A 17309-nucleotide genomic window follows, 5' to 3' on the forward strand; every position below is an offset into this window, starting at 1 on the left:
TTCTCAAGCGGAATGGCGACCACCGAGAGCCGGCGCCTACCCGGCATGGCGGCCACGAGGACCACGCCGATCAGCAGCATCGCGGTACCCGACCAGAACATCGGCACCGTGTCGTAGGCGGCGTTGGTGTAGGCCAGGTTCTTGACCGGCCCCTTCGGCGCCGCGCCACCGTTGTTGCCCGCGGGCGGCGGGGTCGCCGTGCCGCACTCGACACCACCGGTCGGCGCATGCGCCCGGGCGATCTGCTCGCCGAGCGAGATCTGCGCCAGCGACGACGGCAGCTTCTTCGCGACGTCCGGCGGCAGCGCCTTCTGCAGGGCGGCGGTCGGCAGGATCTGCAGGTCCAGCAGCCGCGCCGAAGCGCCGAGCTGGAAACCCTTGAACGGCGAGGTCGTGTCGCTCGACTTCTGGTTCAGCCCGGCGATCGACAGCTTCAGCACCCCGAGGTCGAGGGTGAGCCCGTTCCCTGCCTCACCGCCCGGAAGCTGCTTGGTGGCACCGTCCAGCATCTCGGCGAGCCCGCCGATGACCGGCACGTTCTTCAGCTGCTCGAAGCCAGGGACCTGCTTGAGCGACGGCAGCGGGATGCCGATCGGGATGTCCTTGGCCGGGTTGTTCGCGTCGAGGGTGAACAGAACCTTGTCGCCGCGGACGATCTGCAGCACCGGCGCGGTGTACTCGACCTTCGACGTCTTCTTGTCACCGGTCGAGGTGACCCGCAGCGTCGGCTGGCTGGCGACCTTGATCGTCAGGCCGAGCGGCGTGCCCTTCAGCAGTTCGATGCTGGCCGCCTGCAGGGTCGACGTCGATTCGACGGCCTTGTTCTTGGACCCGGGGATGTCGACCAGCCGCACGATCGAACGCGACGACAGCGTGTTCGGCAGGCTCAGCACCGCGCCCTTGCCGTCGGCACTGGTGCTGGTGCCCGAAAGCAGCCCGCCCAGGCTCGCCAGCGGGCCCGGAAGCCCGGCGAGCCCGGCCTTGAGCTGACCCGAAGCCTCGGTCAACTGGTCGGCGCCCGGGATGTTCGGGATGGTCGGCAGCAGCGCGAGGTTCGCGATCGACGTACTCGAGTCGGCGATCGTGCCGACACACGGCCCGAGCGTCGGGCTCCAGCGCGCGTGCGCCTCGCCGTTCAGCAGGCCGAGGTTGAACAGCGGGTTCTTCGGCGCGTTGAGGCCGCCGCTGATCGGCTTCGGGTTGTCCGGCAGCGCCGTCTGCACGAGGCTGCCCGGCGTCTGCGGCGCGTTGCCCGCGGCGGACAGGCCGAACGGCGAAGACTGCGCGATCGACTTCTCGTAGCTCAGGTAGGCCTCGGAGTTGGCCTGTGCGCTGGAAAGCCCCATCCCGGCTTCGAGCGCGGACTGCTTCGGCAGCAGCTTGTCCGCCCCGGGCAGGATCGCGCTCGTCGGCACCGCGTTGGGCAGCAGGCGCAGGACGCCCAGCGCCGCCCCCGCGTCACCGACCGCCTTGCCCAGCGGCTGCGGGCCGATCGGCGCCGACATCGGCGGCTGTCCCGGATTGGCCGGATCGGGGATCGGCGTGGTCGGGATGTCCTGGGCGAGCGCCGGAGCCGCGGTCAGCAGGAGCAGGGCCGCGGCGGCCGGAAGCGCCAGCACACGGGGCAGTCGTTGCCGCATGAACAGGTCCTCCAGTGGGGATGGGCCGATCTTGGGGGACTGAGACCGGCGTCATAGGACCCTAACGACGGTGGCCGGAGAAGGTGACGTTCAACCCCTCCGCTACACTGGGATTCGTCATCGGGTGCGAGCCCGATGTCTGCCGCCTTAGCTCAGTCGGCCAGAGCGATTCACTCGTAATGAATAGGTCAGGGGTTCGATTCCCCTAGGCGGCTCCGCAGGTCAGGGCCTCATTCGGAACACTCCGGATGAGGCCCTGACGCATTTCCGGCCGGCGATCGGTGCGCCGCGAAAGTTCACCCGTTGGTGTCACCCTTGAGGAACATCCGCGACAGCGAAGTGCCCACTCCCGTGAGGTGATCGACGAGGGTGTCCGCGTCCGCGTCGAGCAGCCCGGAGCGCCACGCGAGCATGATCTCCACGAAGCCGCCGATCCCGAGCAGGACGTTGACCCGGAACTCCAGTCCGTCCACATCGGGCTTCAGATGCGGCCGCGCGAGTTCGATCAGCAGGCCGGTGGTCTCCTGGACGGTCTGCCGCCGCAGTTGCTCCAGCACCGCGCTTCCCGCGTGGTCGCCGAACAGGATCTGCGCCCGCGCCGGCTCTTCCTGCACGTGGTGCACGACGACGTCGACAGCGGCGCGGAGCTGGTCCAGAGCCGGTTGCTCGATCCGGGAAGCGACGGCGTCGAGGACCATCCGCAAGGTCTCGTCGCGGACCTGTTCCCAAGCGATGGCGAGCAGCGCGTCGCGGTTGGCGAAGTTCTCGTAGAAGTACCTGTCGGTCAGGTTCGCCCGTGCGCAGACGCCCCGCATGGTGACCGCCGCCCAGCCCTGTTCCTGCCAGATGTCCAGTGCGGCGCCGAGCAGGGCGAGCCGTCGTTCGGCTCGGCGCTCGTCGGCGGTCTTGCCGCTGTAGCGGCGGGACGCGGTCACTCCTCCATCTTGACAGTAGATGCCCTCGGACTCATTCTGAGGGCATGCGACCGCAGAATGGCCTGCGACCCGGTTTGGCCGCCGCGCTGACGTCCGCTTTCGTGCGGCCGATCGCCAACGCGATCCCGGCGAACCGGGCCGGAATCGCGTTTTCCCGTGCCTTCATCGCGAGCAGTCTGTGGCTGGCTTCGCCGCCGTTGAAGGGAAGCCGCATCGAGCCCGGCGTCCGCGGCGAGTGGGTCCGCGGGCCCGAAGTGACCGAAGGCAACGCCGTGGTCCTCTACATCCATGGCAGCGGTTACGCGCTCTGCTCGGCGCGCACGCATCGCGGCCTGACCACGCGGGTCTCCGGCGGCACCGGGCTCCCGGTCTTCGCCTGCGAGTACCGGCTCGCGCCCCGGCATCGCTTCCCGAACGCCGCCGACGACGTCCGTGCGGCTTACGACAGGCTCCTCGACCAGGGATATCGGCGGATCCTCGTCGCGGGCGACTCCGCGGGCGGGCATCTCGCGGTCGACCTCGCCGCGCAACTGATCCGGGAGCACCGCGAACCGCCTGCCGCGCTCGCGCTCTTCTCGCCGCTGTTCGACGTGACGTTTTCGTTGGCCGCCCAAAGAGAACGCATGAGCCCCGACCCGATGATCTCCGCCGCCGCGGCCGCGCGGCTGGTCGGTCTGTACACAGTGGACGCCGATGTCGCGTCGGCGCGGCTGCGGTTCGCCTTCGACGACGTCAAGGGCTTCCCGTCGACGATCATCCAGGCGGGCGGCCTCGAAATGCTCGCCGCGGACGCCATCGAACTGGCCAGGGCCCTGCGCCGCACGGGGGCGGACTGCGAACTGGACGTGGTCCCCGGCCAGATGCACGTCTTCCAGGCACTGACCCGCTTCATCCCCGAAGCGGGACCGGCGATGGAGCGGGCTTGCCGCTTCCTCACCGGGAATCTCCCGGCGATCGTGAGGGCAGCATGACGAAGCGGACCCAAGGAGCGCACGCCGTCGTCACCGGGGCGGGCAGCGGGATCGGGAGGGCGATCGCGGCCGAACTCGACCGGCGCGGCAGCCGGGTCGTCTGCGCCGACATCGACCTCGAAGCCGCCGAGGAAACCGCGAAGTCGCTCGACAACGCGGTCGCCATCGCCTGCGACGTGTCCACTGTGGACGAGGTCGCCGATCTCGCGAACCAGGCGCGGTCCTGGCTCGGCCGCGATCCGGACCTCGTCGTCAACAACGCCGGGATCGGCGCCGGCGGCAAACCCGTCGGGGAGAGCCCGCTGTCCGATTGGCAGCGCACCCTCGGCGTGAACCTCTGGGGCGTGATCCACGGCTGCCACACCTTCGTGCCCGCCATGAGGGCGGCGAAGGCGGGCGGCATCATCAACGTCGCTTCGGCCGCCGGTTTCACCGCCGCGCCGCGAATGGCCGCCTACAACGTGAGCAAGGCAGGGGTCGTCAGCCTCTCCGAGACACTGGCCGCCGAGCTGTCCGGCACCGGCGTCGCGGTCACCGTGCTGTGCCCGACCTTCGTCCGCACCAACATCTTCGGCGGCGAACTGATCGATGACGAGGCACGCGGCCTCGCGCAGCGGGTCTCCGATCTCGTCGGGTTCTCCGCCGAAAAAGTAGCGAAGACGACCCTGGACGCGCACGATCGCGGCCGCCTGTACGTGGTGCCGCAACCCGACGCCCAGCTTCTGTGGCACGCCAAACGGTTCGTGCCCGTCCCGTACACGCGGATCGCCGGTCTGCTCGGCCGGTTCCTGCCCGCCGAAAAGGAGAAGTGATGGCCTACGACTTCGCCGCGATGCTCCGGACCATCAAGGACAAGCAGTGGTCGCTGGCCGACATCGACTGGGACGCGCCCGGCGCCGAGACGATGACCGACGAACTGCGCGCCAAGATGCGGCCGTTCATGGCCGATCTCGTGTGGATCGAACACGTCGGCGCCCGCGGGTTCGCCTCACTGGCCAAGAAGGCGCCGACGCCGGTGATCCAGGAGATCTACCGGTACTTCCACGCCGAGGAACAGAAGCACGCCAACGCGGAACTGGCGCTGATGAAGCGCTGGGGCATGCTCGACGAGCACGGTTCGATGCCCGAGCCGAACATCAACGTCAAGCTCGCCATCAAGGTCCTCGACGACTACGGCGACACGCTGCCGCTGACGGCGCTGGCCACGCTCATCCCGCTGCTGGAATGCGCGCTCGACGGCGCACTGGTGAAGTTCCTGCTCGACGAAGTCTCCGATCCGGTGTGCCACCAGGTGTTCCGGCATATCAACTCCGACGAGGCCCGGCACATCACGGCCGATTTCGAGGTGCTGGAACTGATCGGCGCCGGCTCCACGACCAAGCTGATCACCGAATCCCTCGGCTCGCTCAAACCCCAGATCGTCCTCGGCCTGATCGTGGTGTTCGTGCCGCTGATCAACAAGATGCGGGACAACATCGTCGCGATGGGCCTGCCGGAGAAGAAGCTGTACAACGCGGTGAAACGGTTCTCCACCATCGGCGGCCGCGGCGAGTTCACCCAGCGCATCCCCGCGTACCACGTGCTCAAGGCGCAGGCGGCGATGATCGTCGACCGTTCGCACCTCTACCACCGGCTGCTCGCCGACCCGATGGTGAAGGTGACCCGCCTGATCCCTTCACGGCTGCTGGGAAAGCCGCAGTCGTGGACCGAGGAGATCACCCACGAACCGGTCGCGTCGTGAAACTCGGAGACTTCCGAGGGGAGGTGCTGCGCGGCACCGAATGGTTCGGACACGACTTCGCCGGGCAGCGCGTCGCGGTCGTCGCGCCCGGCCGTGAGGCGGCGCAGATCGTGCCCGAGGTGGCGGCCACCGCGCGGTCGGTGAAGGTGTTCCAGGAGGAACCGGACTGGGTGGTGCCGATACCGGTACCGGGGCCGAACGTCCTCGGCATCGCCGTCGCCCGCGTTTTCCTGCGCTGGCAAGTGAAAGACCCCTGGATCCGCAGGCTGCTGACGCCGGATCGCCGGTTCGGCTCGCGGAAGACCGCGTCCGGGCTCGGCTACTACGGCGCCCTGCGACGGCCCGGCTGCAAGCTCATCACCTGGCCGGTCTACGCCTTCGCGCCCCACGGAATCCGTACCGCCGAGGGGATCGAGCACCAGGCCGACGTCGTCGTGCTCGGCGCCAGTTCGCTTTTCGCCACGGAAGGACTTCCCGCATGACGCCGGACCATGAGATCGCGATCATCGGCGGGGGCTTCTCCGGCATCGGCGCCGCGATCCTGCTGCGAAAAGCCGGTTTCGGCGACTTCCTCATGCTGGAGGAGGGGGACGGCGTCGGCGGCGCCTGGCATTGGAACACCTATCCCGGCGTCGCCGTCGACATCCCATCGTTCAGCTACCAGTTCTCGTTCGAGCAGATCTCCGGCTGGTCGCGGGTCTACGCGCCGGGCCGCGAGCTGAAGGCCTACGCCGACTACTGCGTCGACAAGTACGACATCCGCCGCCGCACCCGGCTCGGCAGCAAGGTCGTCTCCGCGACCTTCGACGACGAGACGCACTTGTGGCGCCTCGAAACCGCCGACGGCTGGTCGACGACGGCGCGGTTCGTCGTCGGCGCCACCGGCGTGCTCACCCAGCCGAAGCCGCCGGACATCGACGGGCTCGCCGGGTTTCGCGGCACGGTCATGCACACCGCGCGCTGGGACCACGGTGTCGACCTGCGGGGCAAACGCGTCGCCGTCGTCGGGACCGGCGCCTCGGCCGTGCAGGTGATTCCGTCCATCGCGCCGGAGGCCGACCGGCTGACGGTGTTCCAGCGCACGCCGATCTGGTGCCTGCCCAAACCCGACATCGCCCTGCCGGATCCGGTGCGGCTGGCGCTGCGACGGCTGCCCGGCGCCAAAAGGCTGTCGCGGCTGGCCAGTCAGGCACTCGTCGAGCTGACCTTCCCGCTGGCCGCGCACTTCCACAACCTCCTGCCCACGGCGGGCGCGGGCGAGCGGATCGGGCTCGCGCATCTGCGCCGCGCCGTCAAGGATCCCGAGACGCGCGAAAAGCTCACCCCGCGTTACGCGCTGGGCTGCAAGCGGCCGAGCTTCTCCAACGAGTACCTGCGGACGTTCAACCGCGACAACGTCACGCTGGAGACCACGGGCATCGACACGATCACCGAGCACGGCGTGCGCACCGCGGACGGCACCGAGCATCCCGTCGACGTCCTGGTGCTCGCGACCGGGTTCAAGGTGTTCGAGAAGGGCAACATGCCCGCGTTCACCGTGCGTGGAGCGGGCGGCGCCGATCTGGAGAAGTTCTGGGAGGAGAACCGGTTCCAGGCCTATCAGGGCGTGAGCGTGCCCGGCTTCCCGAACCTGTTCACCATTCTCGGGCCCTACGGCTACAACGGTTCTTCGTACTTCAACCTGATCGAGACGCAGACCGCGCACATCGTCCGCTGCCTGCGCAACGCGCGCAAGACCGGCGCGACCCGCGTGGAGGTCACGAACGAGGCCAACGACCGGTACTTCCGGAGCATGCTGGACCGGCGCAAGCACCAGGTGTTCTTCCAGGACAGCTGCGCACTGGCCAACAGCTACTACTTCGACGTGAACGGGGACGTGCCGTTCCGGGCGTCGCCCACGCTGGAAACCATGGTGACGAGCCGGTTCTTCGACCTCGACGACTACGCCTTCGCGGACGGCCGGTGAACACTGGCTGAAGTCCGCCGTCCCGGGCCGGGATGAGCCTTAGGTTCGATTCCCCGAACCTGGAGGCTGGTCTTGGAAGGCTTTCCCTGGGACGTCCTGCTCGCGGTGGTCGGAATCGGCGTTCCGGCCATCGCGTTCCTGTGGGAGTTCGTGCTCGTCGGCCGGAAACGGCTCGGCTACCGCGTGCAGATGGACACCCCGACGGCGTCCGGGCGCGGGTTCGCGCCGTCGGCCGACGCACTCGCGCAGTTGCAGCACGAGAACGGGGAGCGGCTCGTCGACCCGTCGTTCGTGCTGCTGCGCATCGAGAACAGCGGCACCACCGACATCGACACCGACGACTACGCGGTCAACGAGAACGACCGCGTCGGCGTCCGCGTGAAGTTCCCCGGCCGCACCGTGGCCGGGATGGTGGTGACCGAACTCAGCTCGCCGCATCTGCACGAATGTTTCGGCGACGACTCCGGTTTCGGCGCGCGGGACGAGAATCCCGAGCGGCCTGCCGGCGTGATCGACCTGCCGCGGGTGCCGCTCAATCGCGGCGCGCACTACAAGATCCTCGCCGTACTCGACCGGATCCCCAACGGTTCGCCGGAAGATTTCGACGACCCCCAGGTCATCGGTGAGATCAAGGGCGGCACCCTCCGCGAGACCAAGAGCCGCACCGGGCCGACGACCTCGGTGCTCGCGCTCATCAGCTTCCTCGTGGTGGTCAGCATCTTCCAGCTGACCCGCTCGCTGGTCTTCGACGACAAACCGCCGCCGCTGGACTGCGCGGCAGGGAAGCTGACGATCACCGGATCGACCGCTTTCGCGCCGGTGCTGAAGGAAGCGACAGCTTCGTACGCGAAGACGTGTCCCGGCGCCTCGTTCACCTTCGACAGCCGGGGGAGCGCGGAGGGGCTCGGCAGCCTCAACCAGGCAGGGAACGACAGCGTGCTGGCGTTCTCCGACGGCGCCAAGGGTGAGGGGTTCCCACAACTGCTGCCTCGTCCGGTCGCGTTCTCGTTGTTCACGCTCGTGGTCAACAAGGAAGCGGGCGTCCAGGACCTCTCGCTCGCGCAGATCCGCGCCGTCTATGACGGCAAGATCGCGAACTGGCGCGAGATCGGCGGCAAGGACCTGCCGGTCCGGCTCGTCGACCGGCATTCCGACTCGGGTACGCGGCGGACGTTCGAGGGGCAGATCCTGGCGGGCAAGCGGGAACCCGGCGACAACTCCGACGATTGCCTCAAACAGGCGCCGGGTGCCCCGCCGGGGGTGGTGCGCTGTGCGCGGCCGTCCACGAACGACGTCCTCGACGCCGTCGCCCGAGTGCCGGGCGCCCTGGGGTACAGCGAACTGGGCGCGGCCACCAAACGCGAGGACGTGCTGCCGGTCCGGATCGATGGCCACCAGGCGACCCTGGAGGGCGCGATCCACGCGGCGTACCCGTTCTGGGAGACCGAGTACGCGTACACGTTCGGTGAGCCGAAGGCCGATTCGCTCGTCGCGAGCTTCCTGCGGTATCTGACCAACCAGGTCGGCAAGGACGTCGTCCGGTCCCACGGGCACCGGCCGTGCGCGGAGCTGGTGAATCCGGTCCTCTGCCGTCCGGGCGCGTGACATCCCCCGCCAGGTGTCATGAAAGGGTCGTTCAGGACGAAAGTGTCCTGAACGACCCTTTCATGACATTCCGGCGGGGGATGTCAGGCGCGAAACAGGTCAGGCAGGCGGCTTCAGGGTGACGACGGTGGCGCTGGTCTCGCCGCGGGGCGTCCGGTACTTGATCTCGTCGCCCTCCTTGGCGCCCACGAGCGCGAGGCCGAGCGGGCTGTCCGAGGTGACCGTGAAGGCGTCGGAGTCCTCGCTCGGGATGGTGACGATGTGGAGTTCCTCTTCGTCGCCGTCCGCGTACCTGATGGTGACGGTGGTGCCGTCGGGGAGCAGGCCCTTGCTGTTGCGGCCGCCGTGCTCGAGCTTCGCCGCGACGTCGGAGATGCGTCGTTCGAGGTAGGCCGCGGCCTCCGCGCGGTCCAGCACCTCCGCCTGGTCGGCCGCGTCGCCGGTTCGTTCCTGTTCGCCGACGAGCGGCGCCATCGCGTCGCGCTGCGCACGCAGATCGGCGAGTTCCTTCTCCAGCTGCCGCCGTGCGGCCGGGCTGAACCCGTTGTCCCCTGAGGTCACCATGCCGGGCATTGTCCGCTACGGATCGATCGCTAGCCACCTAGATTTTTCACCCGCTGTGATCGGCCAGGACGGTTGCCCTAAGCTTCAGGGCTCCGTCCTGACTACTTGGTGTAAGGAATTCCGTGACCGCCGTTCCCGGCCGCAGCGCGCGGCTCTCCCCCAATCAGCTGCAGAAACAGGAGCAGATCGTCGAAGCGGCGCGTGTCGTGCTCGCCAGGGACGGGCTCGCGGGCTGCACCGTGCGCGCGATCGCGGACGCCGGGCCGCTCACGAAGAGTGCGATTCATTACTACTTCGCGGACATCGACGTCCTGATCGACCGCGCGATGGCGGCGCACATCACAACGTTCACGGCCGATTTGCGCAAAATTTCGGAGAAACACGATCACCCGGACGAGCGGCTCTTCGCCGCGCTGGAGGCCTTCCTCGCCGAGTTCTCCGGCCGTCCGAACGCGGCCTTCCTCTGGTTCGAGTACTGGATCGCCGCGGGCCGCGCGCAGCATCCGCAGGCCATCGACGTCATGCTGACGTCGATCACCGAACTGCTCGCGGAACTGCTCGCGCCGCTCGATGTGGAAGACCCTCGGGCGCGGGCGCGAGCCCTCCTGTCCTATCTGCTCGGCGCGATCGTCCAGCAGCGTGTCCGTCGGCGGCCGTTCGCCGCACTGCGCGGCGACATCGAAGCGCTCTGCTTCGCGAACTACGGTTAGAAATACGCATTAGATCCGTACCGTTACGGATTGTTCGGTCTTCCGGCTCCGGCCATGGTGAGGTTCCCTTCCCTTGCCTCAGAGCTAGGAGACGACGATGCGCATAAGACGGTGCATGGCCGTGGCGATCGCGGCCGTCGCGGCGTTCACCATCCCGGTCGCCGCGAGTCCGGCGACCGCCGACCAGCAGGCCGAAGACGCGCAGGTCCAGATCTACGAGGCCTTCGGCACCGGCACGTCGCAGCAGCGCACCCAGATCTCCCGGCTGGGCGTCGACGTCCTCGGCTCCGCCGGCGGTACGACCATGTTCATCGGCGAGGCGCGCGACGCGGCGAAGGTCCGCTCGCTCGGCTTCCGCGTCGAGCAGCGCGGCGTCGTCGACAGGTCGGAAAAGGTCGGCACGAACGCGATCAACGACTTCCCGCCCGCGGACTCCGGCTTCCACAACTACGCCGAAGTCACGACGGAGCTGCGCAACGCGCAGGCGAACTACGGGTCGATCGCGAAGCTGAGCAGCGTCGGCAACTCCTACCAGGGCCGCGCGCTCAACATGCTCAAGATCAGCGACAACGTCGGCACCGACGAGAACGAGCCCGAAGTCCTCTTCACCTGCAACCAGCACGCGCGCGAGCACCTCACCACCGAGATGTGCCTGCGGATCGTGAACCGGTTCACCCAGGGCTACGCCTCCGACCCGGCGATCAAGCGGTTCGTCGACAGCACCGAGATCTACGTGATCCCGAACATCAACCCGGACGGCTCGGAGTACGACATCTCCGGCGGCAGCTACAAGTACTGGCGCAAGAACCGCCAGGGCAACGGCACCGACACCAACCGGAACTGGGGCTACAACTGGGGCTGCTGCGGCGGTTCCTCGGGTTCGACGGGCAGCGAGACCTACCGCGGCCCCTCGGCGTTCTCCGCCCCGGAGACCAAGGCCGTGTCCAACTTCGTGAACTCGCGCAAGATCGGCGGCGTCCAGCAGATCAAGGCGAGCATCGACTTCCACACCTATTCGGAGCTCGTGCTGTGGCCGTTCGGCTTCACGTACAACGACACCGCCCCGGGTATGACGGCGGCCGAAGCACAGCGTTTCCAGACGCTGGGCAGGCAGCTGGCGGCGACCAACGGCTACACGCCGCAGCAGTCGAGCGACCTGTACATCACGGACGGGACGATCGACGACTGGATGTGGGGCACCCACAAGATCCTGAGCTTCACCTTCGAGATGTACCCGCGGGGTTCGAACCCCGGTTTCTACCCGCCCGACGAGGTGATCGTCCGGGAGACCACGCGTAACGACAAGGCCGTGGACCTCCTGCTGAACACCGCCATCGGCTGACGCTTCAGCGTTCCGTGAAGGCCTCCTTCCCTACTCTCAAGGTAGGGAAGGAGGCCTTCACGGACTTTCGCGCATAGGGTGCGGGGCATGCCGATGTTCGAATTCGAGGGGCACCGCCCCCAGGTGGATCCCGAAGCGTGGATCGCCCCCACCGCCACCCTGATCGGCGACGTCGTCGTCGAAAAGGGCGCTTCCGTCTGGTACGGCGCCGTGTTGCGCGCCGACTTCGGGAAGATCCTCATCCGCGAGGGCGCCAACATCCAGGACAACTCGGTCATCCACGTCAACGGCGGCGTGACCGAGGTCGGCAAGAACGTCACCGTCGGGCACCAGTGCCTCGTGCACGACTGCACGATCGGCGAGCAGGCGCTGATCGGGAACGGCTCGACCGTGCTCGACAAGGCGCAGATCGGCGCGAAGGCCCTGGTCGCGGCCGGTGCCACGGTGACGCCCGGAATGATCATCCCGCCGGAGACCGTCGCCATGGGCAGCCCGGCGAAGAAGCACGTCCCGCTCGACGGCACCGCCCGCGGCTGGGTCGAGCACAACGCGGTGATCTACCAGGAGCTGGCGCGACGGCACGCGGAAAGCGTCAAGCAGATCGATTGACTCTCCAGTAACTGGAGACCCTAACTTCGGGCGTATGGCACCGAAGTCGAAGAAGAAGACGCACCAGGCGACGCTCGAGCTGACCGCGGGGCAACGCCCCGGTGGTCGACCTCGGGAAGACGCTCGGGCAGACCGGCGTGAACCTCGTCGAGGTCAAGAAGGCCTACGACACGGCGACCGCGGCGCACCGCGGCGAGATCATCCCGGTGGTCGTGTCGGTGTTCGAAGACCGCACTTTCGAACTCCGGCTGAAGACCCCGCCGACCTCCTTCCTCATCAAGAAGGCGTTGGGCGGCAAGGGATCCGGCCGTCCTGGGCATGAGGTGGCCGGGAAGCTGACGCAGGAACAGCTGCGTGACATCGCGGAGCGGAAACTGCCGGATCTCAACACCGGCGACCTCGGCGCGGCCATGCGCACGGTCGCGGGCACGGCCCGCTCGATGGGCGTCGCGATCGAAGAACCGTGACACGCAAGCACGTGATCGTTCCGCCTTTCCGCGACCTCGACCCAGCACTGGAGGTCGCGGAAAGGCTGCTGGCCCAAGGGAATCCTTGGCTCGCCGGGGTCGCATCGGCGCTGCCCGACGAGCGCGCCGCCGCCGACCGGCTCAACCGGATCCTCGCCGGGACCGGCGCCGCGCCGCGCTTGACCGAGGCCGGGAACGGATGGCGCGTGGTGCTGGTGACGTCGTGGCCGGGATGCGGGGACCTGGTCGCGGGCGCCTCCGGGCTGGCGGAACTGGTCGCTTTCGGCGGCCGGCGGCGGATCAAACGCTGCGCCGTCTGCGCGGAGGCGTTCTGCGATCGGACGGCGGGCTGCAGCCGCCGTTGGTGTGCCGGACATCGTCCGCATGCCGAATTCCGCTCGAGCGGAGTGCACTAGGCTCTGGGAGCACCAGCGACTGGCGCAGTTGAAGGTGGAGCACCACCGGGAAGCGAAGTCAGGCCGGCACCGCGCGCCTGGGTGAAGGCCACTCCTGAACCGGAGTACGCCATGACACACCAGCCCGAACTTTCCGCGCTCGCCGCCGCCGATCCGCGGATCGCGGGGCTCGTCGAGGACGAGGCGAAGCGCCAGCACGACAAGATCCGCTTGATCGCCTCCGAGAACTACGTCTCCCAGGCCGTGCTGGAGGCGACAGGCACTGTCCTCACCAACAAGTACTCCGAGGGCTACGCCGGCAAGCGGTACTACGAAGGCCAGCAGCTCGTCGACCAGGTCGAGAGCCTCGCCATCGAGCGCGCGAAAGCCGTCTTCGGCGCGGATCACGCCAACGTCCAGCCGTACTCCGGCTCCCCGGCGAACCTGGCGGTGTACCTGGCTTTCGCGCAGCCGGGCGACACCGTCCTCGGCATGGCGCTGCCGGACGGCGGCCACCTCACGCACGGCTGGAGCGTGTCCGCGACAGGCAAGTGGTTCACCCCGGTGCGCTACGGCGTCCGCAAGGAGACCGGCCGCGTCGACCTCGACCAGGTCCGGGAACTCGCGCTGAAGCACCGGCCGAAGCTGATCTTCGCGGGCGGCACCGCCATCCCGCGCACCATCGACTTCCCGGCGTTCGCGGAGATCGCCCGCGAGGTCGACGCCGTCCTGGTCGCCGACATCGCGCACATCGCCGGGCTGGTCGCCGGTGGCGCGCATCCGTCGCCGGTCGGGCACGCCCAGGTCATCACCACGACCACCCACAAGACGCTGCGCGGCCCGCGCGGCGCGATGATCCTGTCCGACGCAGACCACGCGAAGGCCGTCGACAAGGCGGTGTTCCCCGGCCTGCAGGGCGGGCCGCACAACCACACGACCGCCGCGATCGCCGTCGCGCTGGGCGAGGCTCAGAAGCCGGAGTTCCGCGACTACGCGCACGCCATCGTCGCCAACGCCCGTGCCCTGGCGGAGGCGCTGGCCGAGCGCGGCTACGACCTCGTGTCCGGCGGCACGGACAACCACTTGCTGCTGATCGACCTGACGAACAAGAACGTGCCGGGCAAACCCGCCGCGCAGGCACTGGACCGGGCGGGCATCGAACTGAACTACAACACCGTTCCGTTCGACCCGCGCAAGCCGTTCGACCCGTCCGGCATCCGGCTCGGCACCTCCGCGATCACCACCCGCGGGCTCAAGCCGGAGCACCAGGTCAAGGTGGCGGAGTGGATCGACCGCACGATCACCGCGGCGGCGGCCGAGGAGGAGCCTGCCTTGGACGCCATCGCCGCCGAGATCCGCGAGTTCCTGGCGCCGTTCCCGATCCCGGGCTACTCGGCTTAGTCCAGCGGACAGCCGAGCGACCACATCGGCATCCAGTACGGACTCCGTAGGGGCGCCGATACCCCCGGTACCGAAGAGGCAGTCAGGTCAGCGCGTTGGTCGGGTCTCGTGAGTGGTAAGTGACGTTCTAACGGCACTTACCACTCACGACCACCCCGACCGGCGCCTCACTGAAGCTGAAAGGCCCCTTCAGCTCTGTTCTACGAACCAGCGCGAACTAGTGCGACGGACCGTCGACGGCTTCCTTGGCCAGCCGGTCGGTCTCACGCTCGTACGAACGCTTGATCTCGGCCTCGGCCTCGGTGCGCCCGACCCAGGACGAACCCTCGACGCTCTTGCCCGGCTCCAGATCCTTGTACACCTCGAAGAAGTGCTGGATCTCGAGCTTGTGGAACTCGTTCAGGTGGTGGATGTCGCGCAGGTGCTCGAGGCGCGGGTCGTTCGTCGGGACCGCGAGGACCTTGTCGTCCGGGCCCTTCTCGTCGGTCATCCGGAACATGCCGATCGCGCGGCAGCGGATCAGGCAGCCCGGGAAGGTCGGCTCCTGGACGAGCACCAGCACGTCGAGCGGGTCGCCGTCCTGGCCGAGGGTGTCGTCGATGAACCCGTAGTCGGCGGGGTACTGGGTGGCCGTGAACAGGGTCCGGTCGAGTTTGATCCGACCGGTCTTGTGGTCCACCTCGTACTTGTTGCGCTCCCCCTTGGGGATTTCGATAGTGACGTCGAATTCCACGCCGGCCTCGCTGCTCTCGTCTTTGGTACGCCCCGCCGTCGCGGACGGCTCACCGAAATCATCTTCTTGTCTTCACTAGTGTGGACCACGGGGGCTCGGGCGGTCGCATCGATGTGGTCGTATGTGAGCTTGGCCCCTTCCCCGGACGGTGGATGAAGGAGCGTTACGTGCCGGAAAACGATGTCCCGAGCTGGCCGTCGGACGACAAGGACACCTCATCCGCCGAGCCCAAGGGCACCAAGGGGGGCGCCGAGGCGACCGTCTGGCTGCCCATGTCGGGGCTGGCGAACGGCAAGACCGAAGAGCTCGCAGTGCCGAAGGTCACACCCGAAAGTGGCTCGTGGTTCTCACCGGTCGTCGAGGTCGAGGACGAACCGGACGTGCCGGAAACGCCCACCCCGCAGTGGTCCGCGTTCGCGCCGGTGACGCCGGTCGAGCCGGAGGAGCCCGAGGCGCCGAAGACGGTCTTCGTGCAGCCCGTCCAGCCGCGGCAAACGGACAAGCCGGACTGGGACCAGTTCGACCGGGGTGCCGCCACGCCCGCGCGTGAGCACGAGATGGCGAGACCCGAGCCGCGGCCGGAACCCCCGCTCCAGGAACCGCCCCAGAATCAGCCCCAGAACCTGCCCCGCCGTCCCGAGCAGAACCGGGTCGAGCCGCCGCGTCCCGCGCCGGTCCCGTCCGCGACCATGCACGCGCGTCCGGTCCGCATCGAGCCGACCGAAGAGCGCTTCGACTCCGAAGCCACCGTCGGAATCCAGCGGCCCGAGCCGCCGTCCGAGGAGCCCCCGGCCGCCGAGGCCGCCGCCGCGCCCGCGCCGAAACCGAAGCGCAAGCGCAACGTCCTGCTGATCACGAGCCTGGTCGTCGTCCTGCTGCTCGCCGGGATGGGCGGCGCCGCCGCGATGCCGAAGGTGTCGAACAGGCTCGGCCTGCCCTGGGCGCCGAACGCGCCGAAGGGCGACATCCCCAAGCCCGCCGGTGTCACCCGGGTCTTGCACGGGCCGGACATCAACGGCGTCGCGCCGTCGAAGTCAGGGCTCGCGGCCGCACTGGCGGGCCCCACCGGTTCCGCGGACCTCGGCACGCTCACCGGCACCGTCGTCGACGCGTCGACCGGCGACGTCCTCTGGGACAAGAACTCCGGCACCCCGCTGACCCCGGCGTCGACCACGAAGATCCTCGTCGTGGCGGCCGCGCTGCTGTCGATGGACCACGGGACGCAGATCTCGACGAAGGTCGTCCAGGGCGCCGATCCGGGCACGGCCATCCTCGTCGCGGGTGGTGACCCCTCGCTGACCTCGCTGCCGCTGGGCACCGACTCGCCGCTGTACCCGGGCGCCGCCCACGTCGACGACCTCGTCGCCCAGGTGAAGAAGGCGAGTGGCGGCAAGATCACCAAGGTCCAGCTGGACATCAGCCTGTTCAAGGGCCCGACGTCCGCGAAGGGCTGGGATCCGGAGGACACCGCCGCCGGGAACACCTACATGGCGCCGGTCCTGCCCGTGATGGCCGACGGCGGCCGCAACGACCCGAAGAGCGACCACGCGCCCAGGATCGCGAACCCGGCCGCCGCGCTGACCCAGAAGATCGCGGGGAAGCTCGAAGCGCAGGCAGGCGGGACGACGACGGCGCCGAAGGACGCGAAGGTGCTCGGCGAGGTCAAGTCGCAGCCGCTCGCGGAGTTCGCCAACTCGCTGCTCCAGCTTTCGGACAACCTGATGGCCGACGTCCTCGCCCGGCAGATCGCGCTCGCCAAGGGCGGCGAAGCGTCGTTCGTCGGCGGCGCGGCCGCGACGATGGACGTGCTCAAGCAGGCCGGATTCGATCTGACCGGCGTCCAGATCAACGACGGCAGCGGGCTTTCCGACCAGAACAAGATTTCGGCCAAGGTTCTCAGCGAGATCCTCGCGGTCGCGGCCGCGCCGGACGGCAAGGACCCGAGGACGGCCAAACTGCGGCCGTTGCTGGCGGGTCTCCCCGTCGCGGGCGGCAGCGGGACGCTGGAGAAGCGCTACGGCGACCCGGCCTCCGCGGCGGGCCGCGGCTGGGTGCGCGGCAAGACCGGCACGCTGTCCGGGGTGAACACCCTGGCGGGCGTGGTGCTGGACACCGACGGCCGGATGCTGGTGTTCGCGCTGATGTCGTCCGGTTCGGACCAGAACAAGGGCAGGGCCGCGCTCGACGTCGTCGCGGCGACCCTGCACAAGTGCGGCTGCAGATGATTCCG

General features: G+C 68.6%; 16 protein-coding genes, 1 tRNA gene and 1 pseudogene. 14 read left to right on the plus strand and 4 right to left on the minus strand.

Annotated elements, in window-relative coordinates; genetic code table 11:
- A partial coding sequence (locus tag ACFOSH_RS14370; RefSeq protein ID WP_378239345.1) for a hypothetical protein occupies nt 1-1640 on the minus strand: 1640 nt, incomplete at its 3' end.
- A 141-nt stretch (nt 1641-1781) separates the two neighbouring features.
- Here ACFOSH_RS14370 and ACFOSH_RS14375 point away from each other — a divergent pair.
- Nucleotides 1782-1855: transfer RNA gene (locus ACFOSH_RS14375), tRNA-Thr, on the plus strand.
- Between the two features lie 81 nt (nt 1856-1936).
- Here ACFOSH_RS14375 and ACFOSH_RS14380 read toward each other — a convergent pair.
- Nucleotides 1937-2575, minus strand: a complete 639-nt coding sequence (locus tag ACFOSH_RS14380) for a TetR/AcrR family transcriptional regulator (RefSeq protein WP_378239346.1) — start codon at nt 2573-2575, stop codon at nt 1937-1939.
- 44 nt (nt 2576-2619) lie between these two features.
- Here ACFOSH_RS14380 and ACFOSH_RS14385 point away from each other — a divergent pair, with 44 nt between their 5' ends.
- From ACFOSH_RS14385 to ACFOSH_RS14410, 6 genes are all read left to right on the plus strand, one after another.
- A complete protein-coding gene (locus tag ACFOSH_RS14385; RefSeq protein WP_378239347.1) occupies nt 2620-3546 on the plus strand; it encodes an alpha/beta hydrolase in 927 nt (308 codons plus the stop codon).
- A complete protein-coding gene (locus ACFOSH_RS14390; protein WP_378239348.1) occupies nt 3543-4358 on the plus strand; it encodes an SDR family NAD(P)-dependent oxidoreductase in 816 nt (271 codons plus the stop codon). The genes ACFOSH_RS14385 and ACFOSH_RS14390 overlap by 4 nt, the downstream gene beginning before the upstream one ends.
- The gene (locus tag ACFOSH_RS14395) at nt 4358-5287 is read left to right on the plus strand and encodes a ferritin-like domain-containing protein (protein WP_378239349.1); all 930 of its coding nucleotides are present in this window, start codon (nt 4358-4360) and stop codon (nt 5285-5287) included. The genes ACFOSH_RS14390 and ACFOSH_RS14395 overlap by 1 nt, the downstream gene beginning before the upstream one ends.
- Nucleotides 5284-5769 (plus strand): FAD-dependent oxidoreductase, encoded by a 486-nt coding sequence (locus tag ACFOSH_RS14400; RefSeq protein ID WP_378239350.1) that lies wholly within the window; start codon nt 5284-5286, stop codon nt 5767-5769. The genes ACFOSH_RS14395 and ACFOSH_RS14400 overlap by 4 nt, the downstream gene beginning before the upstream one ends.
- Entirely contained in the window at nt 5766-7253 is a 1488-nt protein-coding gene (locus ACFOSH_RS14405; protein ID WP_378239352.1) for a flavin-containing monooxygenase, read from the plus strand. Before ACFOSH_RS14400 ends, ACFOSH_RS14405 begins: the two co-directional genes overlap by 4 nt.
- Before the next feature lie 72 nt (nt 7254-7325).
- Complete coding sequence (locus ACFOSH_RS14410; protein WP_378239353.1) at nt 7326-8858, plus strand: PstS family phosphate ABC transporter substrate-binding protein; 1533 nt, start codon at nt 7326-7328, stop codon at nt 8856-8858.
- A 99-nt stretch (nt 8859-8957) separates the two neighbouring features.
- On the opposite strand, the gene ACFOSH_RS14415 is transcribed toward ACFOSH_RS14410, so the two are convergent.
- Nucleotides 8958-9422, minus strand: coding sequence for a GreA/GreB family elongation factor (locus ACFOSH_RS14415; RefSeq protein ID WP_378239354.1), 465 nt, complete (start codon nt 9420-9422; stop codon nt 8958-8960).
- A gap of 122 nt (nt 9423-9544) precedes the next feature.
- On the opposite strand from ACFOSH_RS14415, the gene ACFOSH_RS14420 reads away from it, so the two are divergent.
- The 6 genes and pseudogenes from ACFOSH_RS14420 to ACFOSH_RS14445 all read left to right on the plus strand — a co-directional run bounded on the left by ACFOSH_RS14420 (nt 9545) and on the right by ACFOSH_RS14445 (nt 14346).
- Complete coding sequence (locus ACFOSH_RS14420; protein WP_005160156.1) at nt 9545-10132, plus strand: TetR/AcrR family transcriptional regulator; 588 nt, start codon at nt 9545-9547, stop codon at nt 10130-10132.
- Between the two features lie 115 nt (nt 10133-10247).
- Nucleotides 10248-11474: a M14 family metallopeptidase gene (locus ACFOSH_RS14425; RefSeq protein ID WP_378239538.1), complete on the plus strand. Its 1227-nt coding sequence runs from the start codon at nt 10248-10250 to the stop codon at nt 11472-11474.
- An 87-nt stretch (nt 11475-11561) separates the two neighbouring features.
- The gene (locus tag ACFOSH_RS14430) at nt 11562-12083 is read left to right on the plus strand and encodes a gamma carbonic anhydrase family protein (protein WP_378239355.1); all 522 of its coding nucleotides are present in this window, start codon (nt 11562-11564) and stop codon (nt 12081-12083) included.
- A 34-nt stretch (nt 12084-12117) separates the two neighbouring features.
- Nucleotides 12118-12550, plus strand: a pseudogene (locus ACFOSH_RS14435) (uL11 family ribosomal protein).
- Nucleotides 12547-12966: a hypothetical protein gene (locus ACFOSH_RS14440; protein ID WP_378239356.1), complete on the plus strand. Its 420-nt coding sequence runs from the start codon at nt 12547-12549 to the stop codon at nt 12964-12966. Before ACFOSH_RS14435 ends, ACFOSH_RS14440 begins: the two are co-directional and overlap by 4 nt.
- A 111-nt stretch (nt 12967-13077) precedes the next feature.
- Nucleotides 13078-14346: a serine hydroxymethyltransferase gene (locus ACFOSH_RS14445; RefSeq protein ID WP_378239357.1), complete on the plus strand. Its 1269-nt coding sequence runs from the start codon at nt 13078-13080 to the stop codon at nt 14344-14346.
- Nucleotides 14347-14563: 217 nt separating this feature from the next.
- On the opposite strand, the gene ACFOSH_RS14450 is transcribed toward ACFOSH_RS14445, so the two are convergent.
- Complete coding sequence (locus ACFOSH_RS14450) at nt 14564-15079, minus strand: inorganic diphosphatase (RefSeq protein WP_378239358.1); 516 nt, start codon at nt 15077-15079, stop codon at nt 14564-14566.
- Between the two features lie 152 nt (nt 15080-15231).
- Here ACFOSH_RS14450 and dacB point away from each other — a divergent pair, with 152 nt between their 5' ends.
- Nucleotides 15232-17304 (plus strand): D-alanyl-D-alanine carboxypeptidase/D-alanyl-D-alanine endopeptidase, encoded by a 2073-nt coding sequence (dacB, locus tag ACFOSH_RS14455; RefSeq protein ID WP_449224183.1) that lies wholly within the window; start codon nt 15232-15234, stop codon nt 17302-17304.
- Nucleotides 17305-17309 lie beyond the last annotated feature (5 nt).

It is taken from the genome of Amycolatopsis speibonae (assembly GCF_042647925.1).
GTDB classification, from domain to species: Bacteria; Actinomycetota; Actinomycetes; order Mycobacteriales; family Pseudonocardiaceae; genus Amycolatopsis; species Amycolatopsis speibonae.

What these genes read in the sequence shown, in the direction of transcription:
- ACFOSH_RS14415 (WP_378239354.1), bottom strand. Translation starts at nt 9,422, where the DNA reads ATGGTGACCTCAGGGGACAACGGGTTCAGCCCGGCCGCACGGCGGCAG.
- dacB (WP_449224183.1), top strand. Translation starts at nt 15,232, where the DNA reads ATGAAGGAGCGTTACGTGCCGGAAAACGATGTCCCGAGCTGGCCGTCG.
- ACFOSH_RS14430 (WP_378239355.1), top strand. Translation starts at nt 11,562, where the DNA reads ATGCCGATGTTCGAATTCGAGGGGCACCGCCCCCAGGTGGATCCCGAA.
- ACFOSH_RS14425 (WP_378239538.1), top strand. Translation starts at nt 10,248, where the DNA reads ATGGCCGTGGCGATCGCGGCCGTCGCGGCGTTCACCATCCCGGTCGCC.
- ACFOSH_RS14390 (WP_378239348.1), top strand. Translation starts at nt 3,543, where the DNA reads ATGACGAAGCGGACCCAAGGAGCGCACGCCGTCGTCACCGGGGCGGGC.
- ACFOSH_RS14385 (WP_378239347.1), top strand. Translation starts at nt 2,620, where the DNA reads ATGCGACCGCAGAATGGCCTGCGACCCGGTTTGGCCGCCGCGCTGACG.
- ACFOSH_RS14445 (WP_378239357.1), top strand. Translation starts at nt 13,078, where the DNA reads ATGACACACCAGCCCGAACTTTCCGCGCTCGCCGCCGCCGATCCGCGG.
- ACFOSH_RS14405 (WP_378239352.1), top strand. Translation starts at nt 5,766, where the DNA reads ATGACGCCGGACCATGAGATCGCGATCATCGGCGGGGGCTTCTCCGGC.
- ACFOSH_RS14395 (WP_378239349.1), top strand. Translation starts at nt 4,358, where the DNA reads ATGGCCTACGACTTCGCCGCGATGCTCCGGACCATCAAGGACAAGCAG.